The 23,810-nt window shown below is 59.6% G+C and carries 18 protein-coding genes; 13 read left to right on the forward strand and 5 right to left on the reverse strand.

Going from position 1 to position 23,810, the window contains the following annotated elements:
• The first annotated feature begins 17 nt into the window (after positions 1–17).
• From tssB to H1B37_RS24415, 9 genes are all read left to right on the forward strand, one after another.
• Entirely contained in the window at positions 18–548 is a 531-nt protein-coding gene (gene tssB, locus H1B37_RS24375) for a type VI secretion system contractile sheath small subunit (RefSeq protein ID WP_182869812.1), read from the forward strand.
• A 6-nt stretch (positions 549–554) separates the two neighbouring features.
• On the forward strand, positions 555–2,054 hold the full coding sequence (tssC, locus tag H1B37_RS24380) for a type VI secretion system contractile sheath large subunit (RefSeq protein WP_182869821.1): 1,500 nt from the start codon (positions 555–557) through the stop codon (positions 2,052–2,054).
• 100 nt (positions 2,055–2,154) lie between these two features.
• Positions 2,155–2,646, forward strand: a complete 492-nt coding sequence (locus tag H1B37_RS24385) for an Hcp family type VI secretion system effector (RefSeq protein WP_147870533.1) — start codon at positions 2,155–2,157, stop codon at positions 2,644–2,646.
• 115 nt (positions 2,647–2,761) lie between these two features.
• Positions 2,762–3,739: a type VI secretion system accessory protein TagJ gene (locus H1B37_RS24390; protein WP_220498355.1), complete on the forward strand. Its 978-nt coding sequence runs from the start codon at positions 2,762–2,764 to the stop codon at positions 3,737–3,739.
• Positions 3,740–3,744: 5 nt separating this feature from the next.
• On the forward strand, positions 3,745–4,242 hold the full coding sequence (gene tssE, locus H1B37_RS24395; protein ID WP_182869830.1) for a type VI secretion system baseplate subunit TssE: 498 nt from the start codon (positions 3,745–3,747) through the stop codon (positions 4,240–4,242).
• Between the two features lie 14 nt (positions 4,243–4,256).
• Positions 4,257–6,131: a type VI secretion system baseplate subunit TssF gene (gene tssF / locus H1B37_RS24400; protein WP_182869841.1), complete on the forward strand. Its 1,875-nt coding sequence runs from the start codon at positions 4,257–4,259 to the stop codon at positions 6,129–6,131.
• Positions 6,095–7,117: a type VI secretion system baseplate subunit TssG gene (gene tssG, locus H1B37_RS24405; RefSeq protein WP_182869851.1), complete on the forward strand. Its 1,023-nt coding sequence runs from the start codon at positions 6,095–6,097 to the stop codon at positions 7,115–7,117. The genes tssF and tssG overlap by 37 nt, the downstream gene beginning before the upstream one ends.
• A 67-nt stretch (positions 7,118–7,184) precedes the next feature.
• On the forward strand, positions 7,185–9,950 hold the full coding sequence (gene tssH / locus H1B37_RS24410; RefSeq protein WP_182869862.1) for a type VI secretion system ATPase TssH: 2,766 nt from the start codon (positions 7,185–7,187) through the stop codon (positions 9,948–9,950).
• 207 nt (positions 9,951–10,157) lie between these two features.
• The gene (locus H1B37_RS24415) at positions 10,158–11,204 is read left to right on the forward strand and encodes a lipase family protein (RefSeq protein WP_182869864.1); all 1,047 of its coding nucleotides are present in this window, start codon (positions 10,158–10,160) and stop codon (positions 11,202–11,204) included.
• A 557-nt stretch (positions 11,205–11,761) separates the two neighbouring features.
• Here the strand turns inward: H1B37_RS24415 and H1B37_RS24420 are convergent.
• From H1B37_RS24420 to H1B37_RS24430, 3 genes are all read right to left on the reverse strand, one after another.
• Positions 11,762–12,337 carry a hypothetical protein gene (locus H1B37_RS24420; protein ID WP_182869866.1) on the reverse strand — a complete coding sequence of 192 codons (576 nt, stop codon included), beginning with the start codon at positions 12,335–12,337 and terminating at the stop codon, positions 11,762–11,764.
• 36 nt (positions 12,338–12,373) lie between these two features.
• Positions 12,374–13,924, reverse strand: a complete 1,551-nt coding sequence (locus tag H1B37_RS24425) for a type VI secretion system contractile sheath domain-containing protein (protein ID WP_182869869.1) — start codon at positions 13,922–13,924, stop codon at positions 12,374–12,376.
• 159 nt (positions 13,925–14,083) lie between these two features.
• Entirely contained in the window at positions 14,084–14,275 is a 192-nt protein-coding gene (locus H1B37_RS24430; RefSeq protein ID WP_182869871.1) for a hypothetical protein, read from the reverse strand.
• Between the two features lie 145 nt (positions 14,276–14,420).
• Here H1B37_RS24430 and H1B37_RS24435 point away from each other — a divergent pair, with 145 nt between their 5' ends.
• From H1B37_RS24435 to H1B37_RS34530, 4 genes are all read left to right on the forward strand, one after another.
• A complete protein-coding gene (locus tag H1B37_RS24435) occupies positions 14,421–15,512 on the forward strand; it encodes a hypothetical protein (protein WP_182869873.1) in 1,092 nt (363 codons plus the stop codon).
• Positions 15,513–15,584: 72 nt separating this feature from the next.
• Positions 15,585–15,875, forward strand: a complete 291-nt coding sequence (locus tag H1B37_RS24440) for a peptidylprolyl isomerase (protein WP_182869874.1) — start codon at positions 15,585–15,587, stop codon at positions 15,873–15,875.
• Between the two features lie 194 nt (positions 15,876–16,069).
• Positions 16,070–16,456 (forward strand): PAAR domain-containing protein, encoded by a 387-nt coding sequence (locus tag H1B37_RS24445; protein WP_182869878.1) that lies wholly within the window; start codon positions 16,070–16,072, stop codon positions 16,454–16,456.
• A 6-nt stretch (positions 16,457–16,462) separates the two neighbouring features.
• Positions 16,463–17,542 (forward strand): methyltransferase domain-containing protein, encoded by a 1,080-nt coding sequence (locus H1B37_RS34530; protein WP_182869880.1) that lies wholly within the window; start codon positions 16,463–16,465, stop codon positions 17,540–17,542.
• A 33-nt stretch (positions 17,543–17,575) separates the two neighbouring features.
• On the opposite strand, the gene H1B37_RS24455 is transcribed toward H1B37_RS34530, so the two are convergent.
• Both H1B37_RS24455 and H1B37_RS24460 read right to left on the reverse strand, forming a co-directional pair.
• Entirely contained in the window at positions 17,576–22,543 is a 4,968-nt protein-coding gene (locus H1B37_RS24455) for a vWA domain-containing protein (protein ID WP_182869883.1), read from the reverse strand.
• A gap of 40 nt (positions 22,544–22,583) precedes the next feature.
• On the reverse strand, positions 22,584–23,582 hold the full coding sequence (locus H1B37_RS24460; RefSeq protein ID WP_182869885.1) for a hypothetical protein: 999 nt from the start codon (positions 23,580–23,582) through the stop codon (positions 22,584–22,586).
• Positions 23,583–23,810: the final 228 nt, after the last annotated feature.

Consider the following 23,810-nt stretch of genomic DNA (forward strand, 5'->3'; position numbering starts at 1 on the left):
TTACACAGGAGTAACAGATGGCTAAAGCTAGCGCTCAGAAATTTATCGCGAGGAATCGAGCTCCTCGCGTGCAAATCGAATACGACGTGGAAGTCTACGGTGCCGAAAAGAAGGTTCAGCTTCCCTTCGTGATGGGCGTGCTGGCCGACCTTTCGGGGAAGCCCGAAGAGCCGCTCGCTCCGGTGGCCGATCGCAAGGCACTCGAGATCGATGTGGATAACTTCGACGAGCGAATGAAGTCGATGAAACCGCGCGTCGCCTTTCAGGTGCCCAACACGTTGACCGGTGAAGGCAACATGGCCGTCGACCTGACGTTCGAAAGCATGGACGACTTTTCCCCCGCGGCGATCGCTCGCAAAGTCGACTCGCTGAGCAAGTTGCTGCAGGCCCGCGAGCAACTCTCCAACCTGCTGACCTACATGGACGGCAAGGACGGTGCCGAAGCCCTGCTGGCCAAAGCGCTCAAAGATCCCGCACTGCTGCAATCGCTTTCGGCCGCCCCGAAAGCCGACGGCGGCGACGAAGAAACACCCGCAAACGAGGAGTAAATCACAATGAGTACTGACGAAGCCGCATCCGGACAGCAGGCCGAGGGCGCGACCCTCGAAATGAGTGAGTTCTCTTCGCTGTTGCAGAAGGAATTCCGCCCCAAATCCGATCAAGCCAAAGAGGCGGTGGAAACCGCCGTCAAAACGCTCGCCGAACAAGCCCTCTCGCAAACCGCGCTGATCTCCGATGACGTGCTGGCCTCGGTCGAAGCGATCATCGCCCAGATCGACTCCAAACTCAGCGAGCAGATCAATCTGATTCTGCACAACCAAGACTTCCAAAAATTGGAAGGCGCGTGGCGGGGGCTGCATCACCTGGTCAACAACACCGAGACCGACGAGCTGTTGAAGATCCGGGTGATGAACATTTCCAAAAAAGAGCTGCACAAGACGCTCAAGAAATTCAAAGGCACCGCCTGGGACCAAAGCCCGATCTTCAAAAAGATGTACGAAGAGGAGTACGGTCAATTCGGCGGCGAGCCCTATGGTTGCCTGGTCGGCGATTACCACTTCGACCACAGCCCGCCGGACGTGGAACTGCTCGGCGAAATCGCACAGGTCTCGGCCGCCTGTCACGCCCCCTTCATCGCCGGAGTCGATCCGACCGTGATGCAAATGGACAGCTGGCAAGAGCTGACCAACCCGCGTGATTTGACCAAGATCTTTCAAACGCCCGAATATGCGGCGTGGCGATCGTTGCGTGAATCAGAGGACTCCAAGTACATCGGTTTGGCGATGCCGCGTTTCTTGTCGCGACTGCCCTACGGCGCCGCGTCGGATCCGGTCGACGAGTTCGCCTTTGAAGAAGATACCGATGCGGCCAACAGCGAGAACTATTGCTGGGCCAATGCCGCCTACGCGATGGCGACCAACATCACCCGGTCGTTCAAGATGTACGGCTGGTGCTCGCGGATCCGTGGCATCGAATCTGGCGGTGCCGTCGAAGGGTTGCCCTGCCACACCTTCCCGACCGACGACGGCGGCGTGGACATGAAATGCCCGACGGAAATCGCGATCAGCGACCGTCGTGAAGCGGAGCTGGCCAAGAATGGTTTCATGCCATTGATCCACAAAAAGAACTCCGACTTTGCCGCCTTCATCGGCGCCCAATCGTTGCATCAGCCGGCTGAATATGACGATCCCGATGCGACCGCCAACGCCAACTTGGGTGCACGTCTGCCCTACCTGTTCGCGACCTGCCGTTTCGCCCACTACCTGAAGTGCATCGTGCGTGACAAGGTCGGCAGCTTTAAAGAACGAAAGGACATGCAGATCTGGTTGCAAGACTGGATCAACCAATACGTCGATGGCAGTCCGGGCACATCGGACGAGGAAACCAAAGCTCGCAAGCCGTTGGCGGCCGCCGAAGTCGTGGTCGAAGAGGTCGAAGGCAATCCCGGTTACTACACCTCCAAATTCTTCTTGCGTCCGCATTACCAACTGGAAGGCCTGTCGGTATCCTTGCGGCTCGTCTCGAAATTACCATCAGGCAAAGGAGGGGGCTGATAGAGGACCGCGCGATAGGTAGGTTATGCATGATCGCGAGGCACGCGGCCTCGCGATCTTATGAAAATACATTGGCACTCGACTGCAAAAGGAAACTACGATGGCTGTTGACATGTTTTTGGACATTGAAGGTGAGATCAAAGGAGAATCTCAGGACGACAAACACAAGGACGAGATTGATGTTCTCGCCTGGAGCTGGGGGATGTCCCAATCCGGTTCGTTCCACGTCGGTGGTGGCGGCGGTGCCGGCAAAGCAAACTTCCAGGATATCAGTGTCACAAAATGGATCGACGCCGCGTCTCCCATCTTGATGCTCTACTGTGCAAACGGAGATCACTTCAACAAAGCCACGCTGACCGTTCGCAAGGCCGGTAAAAAGCCGTTGGAGTACATGATCGTTGAAATGAAAAAGGTGCTCGTCACTTCCGTCAGCACCGGCGGTTCGGGCGGCGAAGATCGACTGACCGAAAACATTTCGCTGAACTTTGCCGAAGTCGAAGTGAAGTACAAAGAGCAGAAAGCCGATGGCTCCGGTGGACCCGTCAAAGGGTTCAAGTGGAACATCCCGGTCAACAAGGGCAGCTCCAGCTGATCGCTGCGGCCGGATCGCCAACCGATTCACCGGACAATGCCGCTCGGGGGCCAACCCCGGCGGCATTGGCCCGATGAACCGGATCGCGTCGCGTCGAACACCATGGATCGCGATCGTGATCGCTCGACCGACCATTCTCCGCCAGCAGTCATCCAACGCGTCGTCCATCGACGTCGCCGTTTCAGCTGGTCTACCCGCTCGATTCTCCCTGGACGCAATAATCATGCTCGCCGAAGAGTACCTCCGCGATGGAAAACTGGACGAGGCCTTCGCCGAGTTGAAGAAGGCGATTCAACAAGATCCCTCCGACGCAAAGTTGCGGGTCTTTCTGTTCCAAATGCTGACCGTGCTGGGCAAATGGCAGAGCGCCCAGACGCAACTGGAAATCGCCGGCGACCTCGACCCGGGAAACCTGGCCATGGTCCAGGCCTATCGTGAAGCGATCCGCTGCGAAGCGACGCGGGCACGTGTCTTTGCCGGCGAAACATCACCGCTGATTTTTGGCCAGCCCGATCGCTGGCTTGCGCTGATGATCGAAGCGTTGAAACTGTCGGCGGCGCAAAACTACCAACAAGCCGAAGCCCTGCGCTCGGAAGCCTTTGACGAGGCACCCGCCACCTCCGGCACACTGGAAATCACCGGCGATCACCAACACGAATTCGAATGGATCGCCGATGCCGATCCCAGAATGGGACCGGTGCTCGAAGCCCTGTTGAACGGTCAGTATTACTGGATCCCCTTTCATCGAATCGCCCAAATCGATTTCGAAGCCCCCGCCGATCTGCGTGATTTTGTCTGGACTCCGGTGCATTTCACCTGGGCCAACGGCGGGGATGCCGTCGGCATGATCCCGACGCGTTATCCCGGCTCCGAGACCGTGGAAGATTCCCAGATCCGACTTTCACGCAAGACCGATTGGCAGTCGCTCGGTGATGCGGCCGCGGAGATTTCGGTCGGGATCGGCCAGCGGATGTTGGCGACCGATGTCGATGAGTACGCGTTGCTTGACGTGCGGAAGATCCGTTTGAACGTCGAAGCGGAGGCCGGGCCGGAGGATTCCGAAGCGACCGATCAACCCGGTGGTGATCGGTAACCGCCATGGCAGACCTCAGTTCACAAGAACGGCTGTTTCCATCGTTGTTGGATCGTCTGACCGATGACCAGGCGGGAACTAACAATGAATCACGCGAGCAACGCGTCTTTTCCATCCACAAGTTGCGCGCCGCGGTGTTGCGTGATTTGGCTTGGTTGATGAATACGTGCCACCTGGCCGCCAACCAAGACCTGAGCGACTATCCGGAAGTCGAAAAATCGGTGCTCAATTACGGCATCCCCGATCTGACCGGGAAGACGGTTTCGGGATTGCAGATCTATGACGTCCAACGTGCACTCCGCCAGGCCATCTTGGATTTCGAGCCCCGGATTCTGGCCGAGACGCTGGAGGTTCGCGGAGAAAAAGATCCCGATTCTCCGCTTTCCAATTCGTTGCAATTCGAAATCGAAGGCGAACTCTGGTCCAGACCGTTCCCCGAGCGATTGTACCTTCGTTCGGAACTGGATCTGGAAACGGGCACCGTCAACATTCACGAAGCATAACGAGGCCGCGTCGCATGGATCCGCGTTTGCTGCATTATTACAACCAGGAACTCCAATTCGTTCGGGAATCGGGGGCCGAGTTTGCCGCCGAGTATCCCAAGATTGCCAGCCGACTGGGGATCGACGACTTCGAATGCGCCGACCCCTACGTGGAGCGGTTGTTTGAAGGATTCGCCCTGCTGGCCGCCCGCATTCAGCTCAAGCTGGACGCCGAATTTCCGCGCCTGACCCAGCATCTGTTGGAGATGGTGTGTCCTCATTATCTGGCGCCGCAGCCCGCGATGGCGGTCGTGGAATTTTGTCCCGACCTGACCGAGGGAACGTTGGCCGAGGGATTTCGTCTGCCACGCCACACGCTGCTGCACAGTCTGCTGGGCAAGGGCGAACAGACCCGTTGCACCTTTCGCACGGCGGACGAGGTCACGTTGTGGCCGATCAAATTGAGCAAGGCGGACTATTTTTTACGAGACGTCGCGGCGTTGGGATTGCCCGACCATCGGTCGGTCAAAGCCGCGTTGGTGCTGCGGCTGGAGTCCACCGCGGGATTGAAATTCAATCAAATTCCGATCGATCAGCTGCCGTTGTTCATTCGCGGCGCCACCGACATCCCGATGCGGATTTACGAGCAGTTGATGACCGGCGCGGTCGGGATCGCCGTGCGGCCGGTCGGGTCCCAGTCCTCTTGGGACGTGCAGTTTGGAAAATCCAAGGTTCGACCGCGTGGTTTTGACGACGACCAAGCCTTGCTGCCCTACGGCCCGAGATCTTTCCAAGGTTACCGACTGCTACAAGAGTATTTTTCGTTCCCGCAACGCTACATGTTCGCCCAGGTCAACGAATTGGGAGCGGCGATCCAGCGCTGTGACAGCGAATCGATCGAAATCGCGATCCTGATCCGGCGTGGTGATCCGCAACTGGCCAACCGTGTCGACGCCAGCCATTTTTCGCTGTTCAGTTGTCCGGCGATCAATCTGTTTGAAAAACGCGCCGATCGGATTCACCTGAGCGACCGCACGGCGGAGTACCAGGTGATGCCCGACCGAACACGCCCGCTGGATTTCGAAGTCTACGAAGTCGGTCAAGTGCGTGGCTATGGGACCAGCAACGACCGCGAGCAAGAGTTCAAACCGTTTTATTCGCTCAGCGATTTCACCGCCGACCATCGCGCTCGGGCCTACTACACCGTCACGCGACGCCAACGGGTGTTGTCGGCCAAGCACAAGCAATACGGCCCGCGCTCCAGCTACGTCGGCAGCGAGACGTTTTTAAACTTGGTCGACGCAAACGAGTCGCCCTATTCGCACGAATTACGGCAACTGTCGATCGAAACGCTGTGCACCAATCGCGACTTGCCGCTGCAAATGCCGGTCGGGATCAGCGAGACCGACTTTACGTTGGAGGTCAGTGCACCGGTCGAATCGGTGCGTTGTTTGGCCGGCCCCACCAAGCCGATGCCTTCCAGGAGTTATGAGCAGGGCCAAACGACGTGGCGGCTGATCAATCACCTTTCTCTCAATTACCTGTCGTTGGTCAACAACAAGACCGGGGGCGCGACGGCACTGCGAGAACTGCTCGCGCTTTACTCGGACACCAACAACGTCATGACCGGCAAGCAGATCGACGCCGTCCGGTCGATCGACTCCACTCCGGTGACGCGGCCTTTGCCCTCGTCGGGACCGCTCAGTTTCGGACGCGGGCTGGAGCTGACGCTCACGTTGGACGAAACCGGATTCGAAGGAACCGGCGCGTTTCTGATGGCGGCCGTGCTGAATGAATTCTTTGCCAAGTACGTATCAATCAACTCATTTACCGAGACGGTCTTTCGAACGACCGAGCGCGGTGAGGTAACGCGATGGCCCGCGAAGATGGGACGGCGGCACGCCCTGTAGACGGGACGCTGCAACGGCTAAACGATCAACCGTACAAGTTTGATTTTTATCAAGCGATGCGGTTGCTCGAATGCATGTTTCCCGATTCCCCGCGGTTCGGGCATACCGTTCGTCTGTCCGATGACCGCGTCCGGTTGACCCAGCAGCCGTCGCTCAGTTTCGCGCCCTCGTCCTTGTCGGGATTTGAACTCGGTGGGGCCGGCGGCAACGACTACCACAAAATGGCCGTCCGCTTTTTCGGCCTGTGCGGTCCCAACGGCGCCCTGCCGCTGCATTTGACCGAGTACATTCGCGATCGCATCCAGCACCACGACGACACGACCTTTGCCGCGTTTTTGGATGTCTTCCATCACCGCATGCTGTCGTTGTTCTATCGAGCCTGGGCGGACGCCCAGCCGGCTGCCCATTTCGATCGCCCCGAATCGGATCGGTTTTCGGTCTACGTCGGTTCGCTGATGGGGATCGGGATGCCGTCGCTGGAGGATCGTGACGAGTTGCCCGATTTGGCAAAGTTGTTTTACGCCGGCCGATTCGCTTGCCAGGCCAAGAATCCCGAGGGACTGGAGGCGATGATTTCGGATTTCTTCAAAGTGCCTTGCCAGATCGACGAGTTTGTCGGCCGTTGGACCGAGATTCCTGAAGACTGTCGTTTCCATCTCGGTGACGATCCCGACAGTTCCAGCGTCGGCGTCGCCTGCACACTCGGTTCGCACGTTTGGGAGTGCCAACAGAATTTCACCATCACCGTCGGCCCGGTCGGTTGGGATGATTTTGCCCGTCTGCTTCCCGGCGGCGCCAGCCTGCAGCGATTGACCGCGATGGTCAAGAACTACATCGGCGAAGAACTGTTGTGGGATCTGAATCTGGTCCTGAAGAAAGACGAAACGCCTTCGTGGCGATTGGGCGAAGCAAAACTCGGGCAAACCATGTGGATGGATGCCGACGGCGTCCGAGAAGACCCGAAAGACCTACGTTTGCACTGTTGAGTGCACCATCGATACACCCGTGGGATAGGCTTCCGGCCTGTCGTATTCACAACCCAGGAGAATGACCGTGTCCGATATCAGCCGCACCGCACTGTTTGGAAAACTCAACAGTGTCGGTTACAAGTCGATCGAGAGTGCCACCGTGTTTTGCAAGATGCGCGGCAATCCCTACGTCGAACTCGTGCACTGGTTCAATCAAATCCTGCAGCTGGAAGACTCGGATCTTCACCACATCGTCAAACAGTTCAACCTGAATCCGTCCAAGTTGGTCAAGGACATGACCGAGTCGTTGGACAAGCTGCCGCGTGGATCCACGTCGATTTCCGACCTGTCATCCCACATCGAAGAAGCGGTCGAACGGGGATGGGTCTACGGCACGCTGATGTTCGGCGAATCACAAGTGCGCACCGGTCACCTGGTCGTCGGCATGCTCAAGACTCGCAGCTTGACCCACGCCCTGTATGGCATCTCGCCCGAGTTCGAAAAGGTGAAACTGGACACGTTGACCGATCGCTTTGACGAAGTCGTCAGCGGTTCGCCGGAAGAATCGATGCACGCCAGCGACGGATTCCAGGTCGGCGGCGGCGCCGCTCCGGGCGAAGCCAGCGGCGCGATGCCGCCGGCGGCGATGGGCAAACAGGAAGCGCTCAAACAGTTCACCGTCGACCTGACCGAGAACGCTCGCCAGGGCAAGATCGACCCGATCGTCGGACGCGACGAAGAGATCCGACAAATCATCGACATCCTGATGCGACGCCGGCAGAACAACCCGATTCTGACCGGTGAAGCCGGCGTCGGTAAAACGGCCGTCGTCGAAGGGTTCGCACTCAAGATTGCTTCCGGTGATGTGCCGCCGCCGCTGAAGGACGTGACCTTGCGTGCCTTGGACGTGGGACTGCTGCAAGCCGGCGCGAGCATGAAGGGTGAATTCGAAAACCGGCTCAAACAGGTGATCGAAGAGGTTCAGTCGTCGGAAAAACCGATCATCATGTTCATCGACGAAGCCCACACGTTGGTCGGCGCCGGCGGAGCCGCCGGCACGGGCGACGCCGCCAACTTGCTCAAACCCGCACTCGCCCGCGGAACGCTGCGGACCGTCGCCGCGACGACTTGGGCCGAGTACAAAAAGCACATCGAAAAAGACCCCGCGCTGACGCGGCGGTTCCAAGTCGTTCAGGTCGAAGAGCCCAGCGAAGAACGCGCGATCCTGATGATGCGCGGGATCACGTCGACGCTGGAAAAACACCACAAGGTGAAGGTCCTGGACGAGGCCCTGGAAGCCGCCGTCAAACTGTCCCACCGCTACATTCCCGCACGGCAGTTGCCCGACAAATCGGTCAGTCTGCTCGACACCGCCGCGGCACGCGTCGCCATCAGCCAGCATGCCGTCCCGGCGGAAGTCGACGATTCGCGAAAACGGATCGATGCGCTCAATACCGAATTGCGAATCATCGCCGACGAAAACCTGGTCGGTGTCGAAACGACCGAACGACACAAGCGAGCCACCGAAGCACTGACGTATGAAAAGGAGCGATTGAGCCGCCTGGAAGAACGTTGGAACAACGAAAAGGACCTGGTCGAAAAAATCCTGGATGTCCGCAGCCAGCTTCGCGGTCATCACGGCAAGGTCGAAGGCACCGATAGCCCGCTGGAAAAGGCGGCCGATGCGGAGGCCCAAACGGTCAAGGTGCAAACCGCCGAGGCGTCCGAAGACAAGGCCGAGGCCAAGTTGTCCGATGCGGACCGTCAAAAGCTACTCGATGAACTCAAGGAATTGCAAACGCAACTACATGAACTGCAAGGCGAGCATCCGCTGATCCTGCCCACCGTCGACGAACAGGCCGTCGGATCCGTCGTCCAGGATTGGACCGGCATCCCCGTCGGACGGATGGTCAAAGACGAATTGGCGACCGTCTTGAAACTCGCCGACATCTTGAACGACCGCATCATCGGCCAGCGGCATGCGTTGGAGATGATTGCCAAGCGGATTCAAACGTCGCGGGCCAGCTTGGATAACCCCGGCAAGCCGATCGGCGTGTTCATGTTGGCCGGCCCCTCCGGAGTCGGGAAAACCGAAACCGCACTCGCACTGGCCGAAGCGCTGTACGGCGGCGAGCAGAACGTGATCACGATCAACATGAGCGAATTCCAAGAAGCCCACACCGTCAGCACGCTCAAAGGCGCACCTCCCGGATACGTCGGCTATGGCGAAGGCGGCGTCTTGACCGAAGCGGTGCGGCGTCGCCCCTATAGCGTCGTGTTGCTCGACGAAGTGGAAAAGGCTCACCACGACGTGCACGAGATCTTCTTCCAGGTCTTCGACAAGGGCTGGATGGAAGACGGCGAGGGGCGGGTGATCGATTTCAAGAACACGCTGATCCTGCTGACCACCAACGCCGGCACCGATCTGACGATGAACATGTGCAAGGACCCGGAATTGATGCCGGACCCCGACGGGCTTGCCAAAGCGTTGCGTGGGCCGCTGTTGAAGGTCTTTCCGCCGGCGTTGTTGGGCCGGATCGTGACGATCCCCTACTATCCGCTGAGCGATGAAATGGTCGGTGCGATCGCGAAACTGCAGCTCGGCCGAATCGCCAAACGCATGCAAGCCAACCACGACATCCCGTTCACGTATGATGAAGACGTGATCAAGTTGATTGCCAGTCGCTGCACGGAATTGGAAAGCGGCGGCCGCATGATCGACGCGATTTTGACCAACACGGTCTTGCCACAAATCAGCGGCGAGTTCCTGACCCGGATGATGGAAGGCAATCCGGCCAAGAAGGTGCACGTCTCCGTCAAGGATGGTGAATTCGACTATCTGTTCGATTGATCGTCGATCGTAATCGGAGGGGGCGCTGCGTCGCGGTCAATTTTTGTGTTTCGATTCTAATTGGGGAAAATGTCAATGTACGTAAAATGTGAACACTGCAAACATCAAGAGAATGCCGAATGGCTCGACCGCGTGCCAACTCACGAAAAGTTCTTTTATCAGTGTTCCAATGGATGCCCGCCGTCGAAGACCGGGTTTGAGATTCGAATGCGTTCGACCCTTGAGGTCAAGATTCCGTATGAGCTTCCCCGTGTCACGTCGATGCGCGCGATCGCGCTGGCATACAAAATCTACGAGCGTGCCAATGCCAAGAGTTTCTCTTGGATTGAACTTTCCAAGCGGACGACCAAAGCACTGGAGAAAGATTCCGGGTCGGCAAAGATCATCCAAGAGTATCCGGTGTTCGGTCGAAGCTGGCGTGGGCTGACGGACAGTTCGCTGGTGGCGATGGTCGTGGTGTTTGAAAATCCCGGCCAGCTGCCACCCTATTCGATCTATGTCGTGTTCCGCGGATCGGTGGGCGGCAAGAACGAAGGCGGTGCGGGATGGCTTAGCAACGCCCAGAAGGTCAACGTCGATTGGCGCGCCAACTTCGACAATATTCAAGAAGAAGCCGATTATGGCGGCGCCGGGTTCCTGATTCATGGCGGATACAAAAGCAGCTTGGGTTCCTACCGTGACCGCGTGATGTCTGCGATTGCCAAAGCGGAACGGGCGTTTCCGGGCAGCAACATCGTGATCACTGGTCACAGTCAAGGGGCCGGACATGCCGCCCTGTTCACCCATTGGTTCTCCTATCAGGTGCCGCACCTTGTTCCCAACATGTTCTGCATCCCGTTTTCACCGCCACGCGTGGGCGATTACCGGTTTGCGTCGGACTTCAATCACCGCATCGTCGGCCGACAATTGATTTTGCCCTTCGACGGCGTGCCTTCACTCGGGGCCATGTTCGTCGTCAAGGGGCACGACCCGGTGTCCTTCGACATGGAACAGGCCTATGCCTGGAAGGGTAGCAACGACGGTCACGAAGTCAGCATGCGGAAATACGCCGACTCGGGATTGGTCAAAGGCGGGTTGGCGGCAAAGCGGAAGGAAAAGAAATACGGGGGCGGGGGCCTGCAAACCTACTTCCACCCCAGTTGCCTGAAGATCCTGCCGGGGGCCAAGATCGCCAAAGGCATCGCGCAGGTTTTGAACCACAAACCGAACTGGATTCGCGACCAGATTCGAAAGGAGTTCAAGAAGACGATGTGAGGCCCGCGAGCGCCCATCGGCTAATCATTCGATTGTACATTTCGATTTAATCAACAAGCCGTTGGCGACTTTTGCTACCATCACATGATGGTTTCTGCTCGCGTTTCGCGAATCGACAGCGGATCACGATTTCAGATTTGACCGAACATGAGACGGTCTTGACCAGGTCTGTTTTTCGAGCCGTTTTGGTCGCGGCAGCATTGGGAACTACTCTTTGAACCGAGGCGATTGCCGATGACGATGCACATGGATCGGAAGATGAATAATTACGCCGCAGCGATGGAGAAGGTCTGAGAAAAGTGGCTTCGGCCGGACGATTCCCCCGGTGTCAACCGCGCCCAGCAACGCCGAAACGCACGGAAAAATCGTGTCCGAAATGCGAGCATCGCTGCCACCAACAGCGTCATGCATCCGCCCAACATTGTTTTCAAGACTCTCGGCGGTGGCCTTTGCGGAAGTTTCAATTGGGGCGGGCTTGGCACCGTGGCGGAGCGTCGAGCCATGTTCGAGACCGCGTCGCAACGCCCCGATCTCGCTGACGACACTCTTGAAACAATTCAGGACTTGAGTTTTCGGGCGCGAAGCTTCGTGCCGCCATGGTAGGTGATCAGAACCGATGACCGGCGGGCCATCCGTCTGAATAAAGACTCGATGTACCGCTCTTCGGCCGGCCACGGGTAGGCGTAGATCACATCGGACATGCGTTGCCCGATCGGAAATGGCTGTTGCGACGGCGGTCCTTGACAGCTTTCGGGGCCATCTCGATAGCTGGATCGGATGAAGGTTGCTCTCGCGTTTGATTCATTCGACAGCGTCGTGGCAAACCGACAAAGTGAGCCTTCGATTTCAATTCCTGTTGCGTTGAATCCCAGCTGCGACGCGATGCAGGTGACCACGCCCAGTCCGCTGCCCCATTCACAAAACGACAGGTCGCCGCCCATCCCCGCCTCCCGCACGTGCCGGAGCGCATGGTAGGCGATGTAAAAGTTGCTGTTGACCAAAGCTGGGATGTCGGACTCACACGCGTCCGACGTCAACGCCTCTCGCAATCGATCGGCGATTCCAATCGTGCGCAGGATCTTCGGCGGGGGCGCGTCCCAGCAAACAGGAATCTCGATCTCGCGTAAATCCATCGGTTCGTAATCGACAACTCTGCAGCAGGCATCATCCTAGGACCAGGGGCCGGCAAGCGCCGACGCGGGCGACGAGACCGATTGCACCCGCAGCACACGCGCGGCGTTGCGATTCTTAAAACTCATCAACGGCATCACGCCATGATCGAGAATCTGCTCGGCGACCCGCTCGGATAAAAAGACTTCGGCACAGGCCTTCAAATGCACTTCGCCGTCTTCATCCTTGTACGTCAGCGCCGGCAAGTCAGCGATCTCCTGTAAATCCCCCGGCGTCATTTGCCATCCGGATTGCAAGTACGACGTCGCCAGCAAGGTCGCGACGAACACGGAGGACGCGCCCCACAACAACGATTCGTGATCGGCGATCGGATCGTCGATTTCCTCAAAATCAAATGCGTCGACCGGGCTGGTCGAGGCGCCGTAGGGCAACCGCAACAAAAGCCGTGGGCCGGCCAAGCCGATCCAACGCGCCGCCGCGCTAGTGCGAATGCTCTGCCAGTCCTGTTCCCCGCGACTCGCTTCGGCGGTCGGTTTGGGGATTTCGTCGGTCCAGGCCTGACTGCCGACCAGTTGCGGCGACGCGGCAGCCAACGCCGGGCCGCCGCAGTTCGCACCGATCGCACCCAATCGCGTCAGCAAGATTAGGTCGTTCAATTCATGGCTGAATGTTTCCGTGCTGACCAGCATTGTGAACGGGACTTGCTCTCGGTCGGTCACCAAGCGGCGAAACAGCAGCGAGTCTTCCAGTTGTTCCGACTCCGACTCACCGGCCTGTAACAATTCCGCTTTGGTCACGTCCCAAAGAAAAACCTGGACCTCTTCGGACTGTGCCACCTGGGACACCAGGAAATTCAATCCCAACCACGCGGATTCCAATGCCTGGAACGATCCGTCGTGAAGAATCGCCCGCATCTGGCCGGCGATCGCGGCATCGGCGTGGCCGACATACTCGTCCTGCCTCGGATCGGGTTTGGGTTCGATGTAGGGGGCGACGATCTGGTTGATCAAACTTTGGATGTCTACCTGCGGTGATCGGGCGGCCGACGTATCGACGCTTTGGACGGTTTGCCCCAGCACCCGATCCAACGTGTCCGCATCGCTCTCGTCTGCGGCACTCTCCTCCGCAGTGGCCGGAGACGCATCCGACGCCGCCGGTGTTACTCGGGCGGTGTCTTCGGATCCGCTCTCGGTTCGAAGTGCAAGTGTCTGGTTCAATTCCGCCGCGGCGTCGGAGAACGACTTCGGATCGGTCAATCGTTTTCGCAGCTGCCGCAGTTCGTGAAAGATCGGGACGTTGCGGTAAAGTGCGTCGGGATGAAAATCGTCCAGTTCGCCGATGCCGATTTCGATCACCGCATCGGCGCTGTCACCGATTTGGACCGATGCTTTGGGGGCGATCGTTTGCAGAACGTCTTCGAAGTTGTCGATGTCCACGCGCCGAAACTTTCGTTCGGCCACCGATCCGTCGGCGTCACCGCAGCCGGAGAAATTTCCCATCACCACGATCCGCATCGGTTCTTGGGGATCAAGCTGACGAGCCGATCCGGCGTTGCCGAACTGAAAACTGGATTCAAATGAATTGGACAATGGTTCGGACTCCGAAAAAAACGAGGCAGGCAGGGAGGTAATGTCAAACGTAGCTACCTTCGCCAGAAGGTGGATCCCCGGGGTTTTCCACGCTCGCACCGAGCATAGTGACGTCAAAGGTTACATCGGCACACCGCCGTAAACCGTTGGCGACTTCCGCTACGGATTCAATGATTTTGCCTCACGGTAGCCGTCTTTGTACCCGCGTTTGTAGGCTTGGTTCAGCAATGTCGCGTAGTGTTCCGCGCTCGCTGTATCGCGGCAGGTCATCAGCGAGCGGCCGGAGGGATCCAGGACCTCGAATTTTCCCGATTCTTCGACGACATGGAAAAGCTGACTCTCTTCTGACAAAAGAACTCTCCGACATTCAGATCATGGCCCGGCGCGACGGTTTCTGGTCCATAATCTACCAGCATTGCGAAGTGTTGTCGCGAGATCGGCCCGGCAAGATCGTGATGGCCGGACGTCACAGGTGAGTTTGTGAAGGATGTGATCCATGTTTTGTATTTGCATGCCGAAGGTTGCCGAGATGGCGGCCGGCATCCAGGTCCCGCCGGCCGCGATCCAGGTGCCGCCGTTACCCGCCGGTGCCGCCGGTTTGGCCGCTGCCGCGGGCGTGGCGGCGGCGGTCAACGCGACCGCCGATCTGGCCGCCTCGGGGGCGCTCGACGCGATGCTGGCCGCCGAATTGCCGCCGTTTTCGCTCGAGGCGGTGTTGGCGATGGAATCGATGGCCCAGGTCGGTGCTTCGCTGGGCATCGAAATGACCAGCCCCGGTGCGGCGATGGATCTGTCGCTGGCCGCCGGGGCGCTCAACATCGCCGCCCCCTCCCTGGGCGAACTCGGCGGGGCGCTCGGCGCGGCGATGGAACCGCTCGGCGGGCTGCCGACGGCGTTGGGCATCAATGCCGCGATCGAATCCTCGTTGGGAATCGACATGGCCACCCCCGGTGCGGCGGCCGCGTTGGAAGCCAGCTTGGCCGCGGCGTTGGACGCCTCCCTGGCGATGTCCGGCACTCTCGGGCTATCGGCTGCGGGCGGAGGATCGTTTGCGATGGAGTTGGCTTTGGCTGCGCGTGCACTCAACGCTGCCGTCGCGCTGGGATTCAATCCGGCGGCACCCGGCGAGTTCGCCGCGGCGCTGGAAATGGCGGGCGGATTGGAAGTGCCACCGCTGGAGATGTCTGCCGGCGAGATGGGGGAAGTCAGCGCCGGGCTTTCCGACTTCGGACTCGTCGGCGGTGCGATGGGCGAGATGCCGATGGAAATGGCGTTGCCGGCAATGGAATCCGGCGCGGCGGCGATGGCGGCCAACATGGAAGCCGCCGCCGAGGCCAGCGCCGCGGTGGCGGCCGAACTGACCGGCGGCGCCGCCGGCAGCGCCGAACTCGCCGCTGCGATGTCGGCCGCTGCCGAAGCACCGATGCCCGCGGCGCCCGCCTTGGCCGCGATAGAAACGGGTGGGCTGCCCAGCATGGGCGATCTGTCGGTCGCCGCGACGATGGCCGCCTCCTTCGAAGCCGCCATGGGAACCCCCATGATGTCCGCAGCCCCCTGTCCCAACATCTTTTGCGTCGCCGGACGCTAACCAAGTGGGATAGGCTTCCAGCCTGTCTTTTCACGGCGAACGATTCCACCCGTCCACCAGGAGACTTCCACCGTGCTACGCATCAAAGCCCGCCACATCCAAGTCTCGACACCCGACCAGGCCAACGAAGTCATGCTGAAATGGCAGCAGGGGGCCAGTTTCGAGGAACTTGCTCGTGCCTATTCAGAATGTCCCACCGCTCGCCAGGGCGGATCGTTGGGGGCATTCGGACCAGGACACATGGCGCCGGAACTGGAGCCGGTTTTCATCGAAGGCGACATCGGAAGCCTCTACGGCCCGGTGGCCACCGCACACGGATACCACTTGGTCGAAGTCATCGCACGTGAGGACAATTCGACGTAGCTACGCTCGCCAGAGCGTGGAAGACATTGCGACGTCGCACCGCTCGATGCGAGCGTGGAAGACGCTGGGGATCCACCTTCTGGCGAAGGTGGCTACGATCGACCGACCACTGCGATGGCCACCGGACGATCATCAAGCTAGACTCTACCACCGTACCCTTCCCTATTTGCGGACATCCTTTCGAGTCTGACCTCATGTCCCCTCCCGCTGCACGCATGACCGATCTTGTCAAACAAGACGCACCGCATTGTCATGCACCGATTCACCCCCCAGCTCCGGTCCCCACTCCGGTCGCGCACCCCGCGCTTCCGTTGATGATCGTCAAAGGCGCGCCCAGCGTGATGATCGGAAACATGCCTGCCGCACGCGTGACCGACACAACGCTTCCCTGCATGTTGCCCGGTTGCGTGCCAGCCGGACCCGGCATGATCGCCAAAGGATCGTCGAGTGTCCTGATCGGAGGGATGCCGGCCGCCAGAGTCAACGACATGACGGCCCATGCCAGTTGCGTCGCACCGATCCCCAGCCCGGTCGGCAAGGTCCTGCCGCCGGGATGCCCGACCGTGATGATCGGAGGCTGACGTCTCGTGCGACGGGCGCATCTCGAAACCTTTCAACCGGTCTGTCCGGTGTGCCGCGTCGCCCGCGGACAATTCCATCTACTTGATCTGGCAACTGTCATCCAAGAAGTCGACGACCACATCGTCGAAGGCCTGTTGCATTGCAGCGATCGGAACTGTCAACGCGAGTATCCCATCATTGACGGGGTGCCGTTGATCATTCGAGACATCCGCAGCTATCTGTCGGACAATCTGTTCCAAGTCTGCCAACGAACCGATCTGAGCGAAACCATCGAGAGCGTTTTGGGGGACTGTGGCGGACACGGTTCGGTCTATGACGCGATCCGTCAGCACGTCAGTTCCTACGCGTGGGATCACTACGGCGATTTGGATCCCGAGGAATCTTCCGGGGATCCTCGCCCGGGATCGATGATCCGCGTGTTGCGCCGTGGGATCGAATTGTCGCTCCTGGAATCAGATCGGCCGGCGAGCATGCTGGACATCGGCTGTTCCGTCGGCCGCAGCACGTTCGCGCTTGCCGAAACTCTCGATCGCCCGGTCTTGGGGATCGACTTGAACTTCCCGATGTTGCGAGTCGCGGCGCGGGCGCTGCGCGAGGGCGTGGTTCGCTACCCGCGGCGTCGCGTGGGGATTGTCTATGATCGACGCGAGTTTCCGGTGGCGTTTCGCTGTGCCGACCGAGTCGACTTTTGGGCCTGCGACGCGACCGCGCTGCCGTTCGCCGACGAATCGATCGGCGCCGCACTCAGTCTGAACGTGCTGGATTGTGTCCACTCGCCGATGGAGTTTCTCGCGTCACTCGGAGCGGTTCTGCAACCGGACGGCTCGGCCGTGATCGCGTCGCCTTATGATTGGTCGTCGTCGGCGACATCCATCGAAGGCTGGATCGGCGGCCATTCCCAACGTGGCCCCGACGCCGGTGCCAGTGAATCGATCTTGCGACAGATCCTCACCCCCGGTCATCCACAAGCGATTCAGACCTTGCGGCTGACCGCCGAAGACAACTGCCCCTGGCACGTTCGCATGCACGACCGAAGCGTCGTGTCCTACGACAGCCACCTGATCGTCGCAAAAAAAGTGGGATAGGCTTCCAGCCTGTCTGCACCCCGTCGTGGACGACTAACGTCCCACCGGCAGCAAGCCACCCGCATCCGGAATCACAACCTCCACCCCATCCCGATCCAGTTGCCAAGCGCCGTCGATTTCATCAGCCTGGTTCGTGACGTGGATCTGCCGGACCGGGGCGTTGGTTCTGGTCGGGTAATAGAACGTGTGCACCGACATTCGCCGCTGTGGGTCGAATTGGCGGACGATGCGAGTCGGTTTTTCATCGATCGATTCGTCCAGGCTGACTTTGATCGACGTCACGGGAACGTCCGGATCGTCAAAGTTCACGACATACCTGCGCCGCGCCACACCGTCGGCAAACGTGGTGCCCAGCGGATCGATTCGCACGCGGATCCCCGGCGTGACCTCGATCGGTTCGTCCGATGACTCATCGACGGGAATCATTCGATTCAGTCGATTCGATTCGGATGCATCGCCAGCTCCACGGTTTCCGCTGGCGATCCCCGGTGGAAGCAATTCGATCGCGGCGGATTCCTCGGCGGGCCGCGACCAAACGCGCAATCGAGCCTTCACCGCTCGGTGCGGCCAACCGCTCGCCAGCAGATTCATCACCGGGACGGGTTCGGATGGTTCGAACGTGGTGTCGTAGAACGTGTAGGCTGGACCGGCTTCTTGTCCATCGACCGTGACCGGTTGAAGGTGAATCCAAACGGCCGACGGACGGCGTGTGGCGCGCCAACGCGGACGGTCATCCGATCCGACGGGCTCGCGTCGCTGCCAGGAAACGGGAAATGCGACGTAATCGGGCGGTTGACGTTTCGGGCGATGCACCCGGATCACTTGATCGGTCGCTGCGCCATGGGGCGTCATCAACTCGGCCATCGCTTCGACGTTATCGTCGTACGGATAGTCATAGATCTCCGTGCCTGCTTTGCTGACATACAACTGGTACGCTTCGCCGCCCTCCAAGACCAGCGGTTCGATCGCCAGCGGTTGTGTCGGTGCTTCTTGTGCCGCGGTATCCACCCACTGTCTGCCCTCGTATTGCAGCGCGAACAATTCGGGGGTATCGGGAGCCGGCAAGACGCGTGACGGTGATCCGAGCGTGATCGGCACGTCGGGACGCTGGTCGTGATGGTACGAACGCAAACGGTACATCCCCGGCGCCAGCAGGTTGCGCAAGGCTTGCTTCAAGTCGGTCGAACTGGCCAAGGCTTGAAAACGGCCACCGGTATCACGGCTCAGTCGATCGAATTCTTGCAGGGCATCCTGTTGCCGCGAGCGATCCATGCCCAGCCCCAAGATGTGCACCGGGACTTGCGTCTGCATCCAGGCTTGGCGGACATCGTTGTCGGTCGTCAGCGACGAATCGATCGCCGACGGAGGAATGAACTGGTAATTGGCTCCGTCGGTGATCGCGATGATGTGCCGATCGGCCGTCGCATCGTCCGCGGAAAATTCTTGGATCGCTTGCATCACCGAAAGGTACAACGGCGATTGTCCCCAAGGCTTCAGTTGGCCGATTTCGGGAACCAACGATTGAGCCGCCGCGAGGTCAAAGTCGCTTAGCCTCAACATCGATTCGACATCCCGCTCGGGTGTCACTGTCGGATCGATCACCCCGCCAAAATCCGGCCGGGTGAGCGGTCTGACCGGCTCGTCAACACTCCATCCCAGGCGATGTCCGAACGCGCGAACACCGACGCGAACGTTTCGTCGAAGCCCTAGATCGAACAACATTTCTTGCAACGACGCCTTGGCGATTTCCATCCGCGACGCGACCCCATCGGCATTCCCTTCGAGCGACTCCGCCATGCTGGCCGAACAATCCAGGACAAATACGACCGACAGTTCGTCCCAGGGACCATTGAGCGTCACTTCGCTTTTCTGGTACCGATGCGGATGGACGTCGATTCGGACGCCGCCGAGTTGTTCCAGGTTCAAGGGGCCGCCGTATTCGTGACCGCGAAAAACGGTATGCGCTTTCAACGCCAATCCCACACTCGAAACATCGGCCGGCAAGACGACTTCATAGCTGGCGCCGGACGTCGGCAGCGTCACCGCGTCGGAGGGTTGGATGGACTCAAAATCAATCCGCCGCGATTCGTTTCGAACCGACACGACCGCGGTTCCCATCGGCGGCGTGAACTCGCGGTCCGATTCAGACCGGATCACCAGTGATGACCTGACGTCGTCCTGGGGATCCAATTGAATCGTCCGGGCCGACATCGTCGTCAGCCAGCCCGGCAGGAATCGACGACTTGCTTCTAGCTGCGATTGTGCCTCGACAAGTTCAACCAGTCGTTCGTCGCCGGACGCCGAATCCGTCCCCTGGCGATCCAGCTCGTCGACCGATGCCAGATAGTCTGTCACGGCAAGATCGTAAAACGGACGCTCGCCACCGGCCGGTCCCCAGAAATCAGCTAGAGATCGCTCGGCATGCCACATCAACAGGGCCTTGATGTCAATGTCGCGAAGCACCGCGATCGGATCGTCCGTTGGGCGAGGAAACCAGATCGATGCGGCCGCACGCGTCCGACGCGCCTCGGTGGCACATCGGTTTCGTTGCCCCGACAACGTCGTCTCGCCGCCCATTCCTTGCATCTGTCGGGCGACGGAATCCAGAAACGATGCGATCGGCGTCTCGGCGGTATTAGCCCCGTCGTCCGTCGTCTCGCCGAGCAACAAGTTCAGCGGATGTTGTTGCCAACTTTCGATGCGAGCGGAATAGGCGAGTTCAGCGGGACCGGTCGAATCGACTTGTTCGTCTTCGCTGGGCGGTTCCAGGTTGATGTGAACCCGCGCGGTCAATTCGTTCATCGCAGTCCGCAGGTCACGCCGGGATTCCCAATCAACCAACGGGACGGACAAAACGGCTTGGATCTCTCCGACCGTGTTCAGCTGATTGGTTAGACTTTCGCGGATCAGTTGACGTGTCCGCAGGGTCAGTTTTTCCTGCAGGCCGTCGACCGTGGGGCGGATTTGTTCCTCCGCCAACGCAGCGATGCCCCGCAGGGTCTCGATCAAGGCCTGGTCGTCGGTCGAGGCCGGAATTGCGTCCAGTTGGGCGGCAAGTCGCTCGGTTTCGCGGATCAACGGCACGATCAAGTTTTCAATGTCGGCTTTCGTTTCCGCGGGATCCGACGCGCGGTCCGGGTGGGCGATCCACTGGGCATAATACGGCGCGACCGCCATCGCTCGATCACTGATTCGCGATGCGGTGATTGCCGTCGCCAACGCGTCCATCGATGCGGAGTACCGAGATTGTGTTTCTTGGATGCTCTCGGCCAATCCCTCTTGCTGACGCAGAATCACACGGTCTTCTGCCGTCCGACGCCAGGATTCCGCCGGTCCGAGCAACCAGCGGGTCCAGCGATGGACACGCAGATCTGCGGGGATTCCGTCCTCATCACGCGGAACCGATCGGTCTTCGATCTCGGCTTGAATCGTTAGTAGCTTGCCCAACACGTCCGCTTGCTGCCACAATCCTGGGGTTTGGTAGCGATTCAACATTCGGGCGAATTGCGTGCTGCGATAGTCCGACGTCGCCAACTTCTCAAGATCCGCTCGCACGCTCGAAAGCAGTTCGGCGTTTGGCTGGGTGGAAAACTCTTGCAGTCGATCGCGTAACTGGGTGCTTGAAGTCACATCCTGTGTGCCGAAAAACTCCGCCAGCGGCAGCGAGTGGACACGCAATGCGCGGGGCAGCGGCGGACGGTTGCCCGAGACCAGCGAGTAGGCGTTGGGATAGGTTGGTGATTGCGGCAATCGGGCGATTCGGGTCTCCATCGCCTTGATTTCGCCGACCACGCGATTGAACGTCCGCTTGGCCAATGTTTGATAGCCCTTGCCGGCGGTCGCCAGTTGCTCCAACCACAGCAGACTGTGTTCAACGTCACGGAACGCGATCGGTTCGCTGCGATAGAGTTGTTGCGCTCGGATCTCGTCCAGGGATCGCCAAAGCGAGTCGAGCTGGGCATCGGAAATCGACGGTCCAGGGCGACTTAAGGTTGGGCGGCGGATCAACGGGTTCAATCGTTCCGGGTTTAAACTCCGCGCCAGGTGAAAATTCGAATCGGCATGAACCTTCATCAGGACAGGCGTTTGCCGATCACCGCGGCTCTGCCGTGCCCACCAATTCACCTGCGTTTGAACGTAGCGATGTAGTTCGCCAAGGTCGACCCACCCATCGCCGTTGCCATGGTGGGACACTTGGTCGGCGGCACCGGCGAGTCCCAGTTGCAGATAGTGCCCAAACACCGATCCCGCAAGATCCGCGGAAACATAGGACGTTTCGTCGGGGCCGGCCGACAACATCACCGCCAAATCGACCGTGGTTTTGTTCTCTGCAACGCGCTGGGTAAACGCGGCTTGGACCTTTTCGGCGAATTGATTTGCCCGCAGCCCGATATTCCAATTGACCGGCATTCGGTTGCAGTCCAGGATCAGCAGCGCCTTGCGGTCGGCACCCAGCGGTTCGATTCGATCCAGCAATTCGTGCACATCGATCCAGGACTGGGGATCGGTCGGCGAGGCCTTGGGGGGGATCAGCCGGATCGATTCGTCACCGCGATCGGCAATCCCATGCAGACTGACCCAAACGATCAACGGCAATCGCCGGCTTTGCCCCTGTGCCCGCGCCACCTCACGCTCCAAGCGTTGGTAAAAGTCGGCTGCTTTGAAGATCGGGTCGCCATCGCCACGCACGGTGATCGTTTCGCCGTCCATGACCGACAAACGCTCAAAGTCCTCTTTGGCCCAGGCGTTCGGCGGCAACGGCCAGGTGTACTCCGCCGCCGACAGCACCACCATCGGAGTACGCTTGGGGGACAGCAACAACAGCCAAATCAACCAGGCGAACAACAGCAAAGCGGCCAGCAACAGCACGCCCCACAACACCTGTCGCCAGCGCCGCCACAGGATTGCGAAGATGTCGGCGCCGCCTGCACGATCGCCCTGCCAGATCTTGCGATCGGGTTGGGTGGTCTTGCCGGTCGGCTGGAGGGGGGAAGTCGACATGGAATCGTCGTCCGTGGGGCTCGTCGCTCGTGGGGGAACGTTACTCGCGTCGAACCGAATCGTGATCGGATTCCAGCGTCGGATCAAAACTGTCTGGCAACAGGAATCCGGCAGTCGTCGTCACAGGAGTTTCATCGGCGTTTGCATCGGTGTGACCGACCACCGCGATCTTTTGATCTGCCGCTGCATCGTCTTTCGGCTCGACCACTTGATCGGCGACGGCATTCGATTCGGATTTCGGCATCGTCCCGTTTGCCGCGACCGCCGGAGTGACCTCGCCGGCCGGTGTGGGGACGGCATCGGCGGACGTCGGGCCTTCCATCGGCGCGGCTTCTCCGTCCATCATCGGTGTCCCGCAGCACGCCATCAGAATCAGACGGGCTTGGCGACGTACGTGATGTGAGGGTTCGGCTGGACCGCCACAGTCATTTTTGCCATGGGCAAGCTCAAACAATTTTTTCTGCAGTTTCGGGGTGCAACAACTGGTCTCGCAGTTGCATCCGGTCGCGCCGTTGACTGCCTTACGCAGACCTTCCGCAGTTGCCAGCCGAATGTTCTCGTCGCAATCGTCCAAGGCGGCCAAGAGGGCGTCCTCCGTGGCCTCATTGCATTTTCCACATCCATTTCTCGCCAGGAACTTGATCGCTTTGGCCTTTTGAGGCGCTTTATCTTGTTCCATCTTGGCTTCCGCGGCGGCCTTTTCCGCCGGGCTTGCATCGGGGCCCAAGTTGGACGGGTCCGTGATCGACTTGATCGGCGGTCGTGCCTCCAACCCCGGGAAACGCGTTCCCAGCCGATTGCGCACGCGCCCGCCAACCGTCCGAATCCCGCCAAAGACCAGGTCCAGCCCCAAGAACTGGGGCAGCGTCATCCCCGGGGCCGCCGGGGCAGCGACGGCGACAACCGTGGTCGCCCCGGCTTGGGCCGACGTCGGTGCAGCCGGAGCCGGCGCCGCCGGGGGAACCGACGCACAGCCGGCGCAAGAAGCCATTGCGATCAAGCAAATGCCGATCGAAACGCGGTTGCGACTGTTGGTCATTGATCTCTTTAACGAAGTTCGAAAGGCGCATCGATAGCCACGCATACGCACTTGTATCGGTCATTCCGTTGATAACGTTTAAACCAACTGCAGAAAGTTTGCGGCCCACCCGTTGGTGTCTAGCCTTTAGGCGATTCCCCTCGCTGTATTGAGATCCTCTCCCTCTGGGAGAGACGGCGTTTGCGCAGCAAGCAAGCGTTAGAGAGGGGGCGCGGCTTGCGAAAGTCT

This window comes from Stieleria mannarensis (assembly GCF_014154935.1).
GTDB classification, from domain to species: Bacteria; Planctomycetota; Planctomycetia; order Pirellulales; family Pirellulaceae; genus Stieleria; species Stieleria mannarensis.